Source organism: Streptomyces sp. (assembly GCF_031178505.1).
GTDB classification, from domain to species: domain Bacteria; phylum Actinomycetota; class Actinomycetes; order Streptomycetales; family Streptomycetaceae; genus Streptomyces; species Streptomyces gulbargensis.
The window spans coordinates 1-3,604 of the sequence record NZ_JAPSIW010000709.1; the positions used below are offsets into that span (position 1 = coordinate 1).

The 3,604-nt window shown below is 73.3% G+C and carries 5 protein-coding genes and 2 tRNA genes; 5 read left to right on the forward strand and 2 right to left on the reverse strand.

All coding sequences use genetic code 11. The features are described 5' to 3' along the window. Positions 1-57: 57 nt before the first annotated feature. Together RIF68_RS30885 and RIF68_RS30890 are read right to left on the reverse strand one after the other, a co-directional pair. Positions 58-714, reverse strand: coding sequence for an SDR family oxidoreductase (locus RIF68_RS30885; protein ID WP_309054573.1), 657 nt, complete (start codon positions 712-714; stop codon positions 58-60). Positions 715-731: 17 nt separating this feature from the next. Further along, positions 732-2,021 carry an amidohydrolase family protein gene (locus tag RIF68_RS30890; RefSeq protein ID WP_309054574.1) on the reverse strand — a complete coding sequence of 430 codons (1,290 nt, stop codon included), beginning with the start codon at positions 2,019-2,021 and terminating at the stop codon, positions 732-734. Positions 2,022-2,239: 218 nt separating this feature from the next. On the opposite strand from RIF68_RS30890, the gene RIF68_RS30895 reads away from it, so the two are divergent. From RIF68_RS30895 to RIF68_RS30915, 5 genes are all read left to right on the forward strand, one after another. Then, positions 2,240-2,312: transfer RNA gene (locus RIF68_RS30895), tRNA-Thr, on the forward strand. A 43-nt stretch (positions 2,313-2,355) separates the two neighbouring features. Beyond that, positions 2,356-2,428: transfer RNA gene (locus RIF68_RS30900), tRNA-Met, on the forward strand. Positions 2,429-2,516: 88 nt separating this feature from the next. Then, positions 2,517-2,681 carry a 50S ribosomal protein L33 gene (rpmG, locus tag RIF68_RS30905; RefSeq protein ID WP_003956487.1) on the forward strand — a complete coding sequence of 55 codons (165 nt, stop codon included), beginning with the start codon at positions 2,517-2,519 and terminating at the stop codon, positions 2,679-2,681. 84 nt (positions 2,682-2,765) lie between these two features. Next, positions 2,766-3,218 carry a MaoC family dehydratase N-terminal domain-containing protein gene (locus tag RIF68_RS30910; RefSeq protein ID WP_309054575.1) on the forward strand — a complete coding sequence of 151 codons (453 nt, stop codon included), beginning with the start codon at positions 2,766-2,768 and terminating at the stop codon, positions 3,216-3,218. A 2-nt stretch (positions 3,219-3,220) separates the two neighbouring features. Beyond that, the coding region (locus RIF68_RS30915) for a MaoC family dehydratase (RefSeq protein WP_309054576.1) at positions 3,221-3,604 on the forward strand (384 nt) is incomplete at its 3' end.

A 3,604-nucleotide genomic window follows, 5' to 3' on the forward strand; every position in this document is an offset into this window, starting at 1 on the left:
TCTCCGGTGCGCGCACCGGAGACCTCCTCGCGTGTCCGGGGACGAGCGGGCGGAGCGTCAGTTGCCCGCCACGTCCTTGACCGCCACCGAGACCGGGATCGAGCCGGAGATCAGTTCCAGGGTCAGGCCCGCGGTCGCCGGGGTGTCGAGGAGTTCGGCCAGGACCGCCGCCACGTCGTCGCGGGGGACCGGGCCGCCGCCCGTGTGGGCGCCCAGGCGGACCAGACCCGTGCCCGCGTCGTTCGTCAGGGAGCCCGGCCGCAGGATCGTCCACTCCAGGTTCGGGCGGGAGCGGATGTCGTCGTCCGCGGCGCCCTTGGCCCGCAGGTAGACGTCGAAGACCTCGTCGCCCGGCCGGTGCGCGTCGGCGCCCATCGACGAGACGACCACGTACCGCCGTACGCCCGCCCGTTCCGCCGCGTCCGCGAAGAGGACCGCCGCTCCCCGGTCCACCGTGTCCTTGCGGTCCGCGCCGCTGCCCGGGCCAGCGCCCGCCGCGAAGACGACCGCGTCCGCGCCCTCCAGGACCGCCGCCACCTCCTCCACCGACGCCGACTCCAGGTCCAGCACCACGGGCTCCGCGCCCGCGTCCCGCAGGTCCCCGGCCTGCTCGGGGCGGCGGATCAGGCCCGCCACCTCGTGTCCGCCCGACGAGAGCAGCCGCTCCAGGCGCAGGGCGATCTGTCCGTGTCCACCAGCAATGACGATGCGCATACCCACGACCGTACGACTCAGCGCGCCCCGGGGCCTCCCGGCCCGGGACGGTCCGTGCGGTCCGGACGGTCGGGCCGCTCCGGACGGGCCTGTCTCGGCAGGTCCAGCGCCGCCGCCGAGTCGCAGTACTCCCGCACCGCGCTGGTCCGCGCCACCACCCGCCCCCGGTGCACCACGATCCGGCTGTACGCGAGCGACAGCGCCCCCGCGAGCCGCTCGCCCCGCACCGCCAGGAGCTCCGCCGGGAAGCCCGCCTCCACCCGCACCTCCGGCAGCCCCATCGCCACCCGCGCCTGCGCGCTCACCGCCCCGTACGCCTCCCCGGGCGACAGCCCGCCCAGCGACGCCAGCAGATAGGCCGCCTCCAGCGGGTCCCCGCGCCCCACCGGGTTCGCCACGTCCCGCAGCGCACCGCCGCCCGCGGCCACCCGCACCCCGGCCGACCGCAGCAGCCGCACCGGCGCGGTCCCCCGCCGCTCCGTACCGCCGCAGCCGCCCTGCGGCAGGCACACCACCGTCACCCCGGCCGCCGCCAGCTGGTCCGCCACCCTCGCCGCGACGTCCGCCGGCAGCCGCGCGAGCCCCGCGCACGGCCCGATCGACACCCCCGGCCGCAGCCCGCCGGCCATCACCGCGAGCCGGGCGAGCCGCGCCGGGTCGTCCCCGTCGGTGTGCAGGTCCACCGGGCGGCCGTGCTCGGCGGCCAGCTCCAGGACCGCCTCCGCGTACCCGATGGGGTCCGGGTCCAGGTCCGGGCAGCCGCCGACCACCCCCGCGCCCATCCGCACCGCGTCCCGCAGCAGCGCCAGCCCGTCCGCCCCCGCCGCGCCGGTGAGCAGCCGGGGCACCGCGACCGCCGTCAGGTCGGCCAGACCGCGCAGTGAACGCCGGGCCTGCAGTGCCGCCTCCAGCGGCCCGAGCCCGTGCACGTCCCCGATCCGCACGTGCGCGCGCAGCGCCGTCGCCCCGTGTCCGAGCTGGAGCAGCGCGGCCTCGGTGGCGCGCCGCCGCACCTCCTCGGGGGCGTACGAGACGGGGCCCGGGGCGTCGGCGGTGAGCGCCGTGTCGGCGTGGGCGTGGGGCTCGGCGGGGGCCGGCAGGAGCAGATAGCCGGCCAGGTCGACGCGGGCCCCGGGCGCGGGAAGGCTGCCGGCCGTTCCGACGGCCTCGATCCGGCCCCGTACCAGCCGCACGTCCACCGTCCTGCCGTCGGCGAGCCGCGCGTTGGCCAGCAGCAGTGAGCCCGCCTCGGCGGTCGTCGCGGCCCCGTCGTCGGGCGGCTGGGGCTGCTTGCTGTCGGCAGACATCGGGCTCCTCCGGGGCTCGCGACTGGGTCACCAAGATCAAGATCACGCAGCGTGGGGCAGAGCCTAGGGGCGCCCGCAGCCGCCTTCGAGGAGGAGCGCAATAGTCGTACCGATGAGGCCACGAGTGGCGTACGGGGCGCCGGACGGACCCCGCCCGAAGGCCGCCGGGAAACGGATTTGGGTGATGGGCGGAGGACCGTGTAATGTCTTCCTCGCTCGCCCCAATAGCTCAGTCGGCAGAGCGTCTCCATGGTAAGGAGAAGGTCTACGGTTCGATTCCGTATTGGGGCTCTGGTGAGAAGGACCCGCCTTCGGGCGGGACCCCGATCATCAAAGCGGTGTAGCTCAGTCGGTAGAGCAAGCGGCTCATAATCGCTGTGTCACCGGTTCAAGTCCGGTCACCGCTACACACAGTAGCCGATTGTGGGGTCGGTCCTTCGATCGGCTACTCTTCTATGCGTTCATCCGTCCATCCGTCCGTCAAGGAGCACTCACGTGGCTGCCACCGACGTCCGCCCGAAGATCACGCTGGCCTGCGTGGAGTGCAAGGAGCGGAACTACATCACCAAGAAGAACCGGCGTAACAACCCGGACCGTCTTGAGATGAAGAAGCACTGCCCCCGCTGCAACTCGCACACCGCGCACCGCGAGACGCGATAATCCAGGCTCGTTCACGAGGCCGTCCCCACTGGGGGCGGCCTCGTGGCGTTTGACGCAACAGATCCAGCAGGAGGTATCGAGTCCATGGCGCTCGACCAGTCCTTCGTGGGCCGGACCTATCCGCCCACCGCGCCCTACGAGGTCGGCCGGGAAAAGATCCGCGAATTCGCCGAGGCCATCGGCGACGCCAATCCCGCCTACACCGACACCGAGGCCGCCAAGGCGTTCGGTCACCCCGATGTGATCGCCCCGCCCACTTTTGTGTTCGCCATCACGTTCAAGGCCGCCGGACAGGTCATCGAGGACCCCCAGCTGGGCCTCGACTACAGCCGGGTCGTCCACGGCGACCAGAAGTTCGCCTACACCCGTCCCGTACGCGCCGGCGACCGCCTCACCGTCACCTCCACCATCGAGGCGATCAAGTCCCTCGCCGGCAACGACATCCTGGACATCCGCGGCGAGGTCCACGACGCCTCCGGCGAGCACGTCGTCACCGCCTGGACCAAGCTCGTCTCCCGCGCCCCCGAGGAGGCCTGACCATGACCGCGAAGATCGCCTACGACGACGTCGAGGTCGGCACCGAGCTCCCCGCGCGGAGCTTCCCCGTGACCCGCGCCACGCTCGTCCGGTACGCCGGCGCCTCCGGGGACTTCAACCCCATCCACTGGAACGAGAAGTTCGCCGTCGGGGTCGGCCTCCCCGACGTCATCGCCCACGGCATGTTCACCATGGCCGAGGCCATCCGCGTCGTCACCGACTGGGCCGGCGACCCCGCCGCCGTCGTCGAGTACGGCGTCCGCTTCACCAAGCCGGTCGTCGTGCCCAACGACGACACCGGCGCCCTCATCGAGGTCGGCGCCAAGGTCGCCGCCAAGCTCGACGACCGGCGGGTGCGCGTCGACCTCACCGCGACCAGCGCGGGG

Coding starts and splice junctions, on each gene's coding strand:
- RIF68_RS30890 (WP_309054574.1), bottom strand. CDS start 2,021: ATGTCTGCCGACAGCAAGCAGCCCCAGCCGCCCGACGACGGGGCCGCG.
- RIF68_RS30885 (WP_309054573.1), bottom strand. CDS start 714: ATGCGCATCGTCATTGCTGGTGGACACGGACAGATCGCCCTGCGCCTG.
- RIF68_RS30910 (WP_309054575.1), top strand. CDS start 2,766: ATGGCGCTCGACCAGTCCTTCGTGGGCCGGACCTATCCGCCCACCGCG.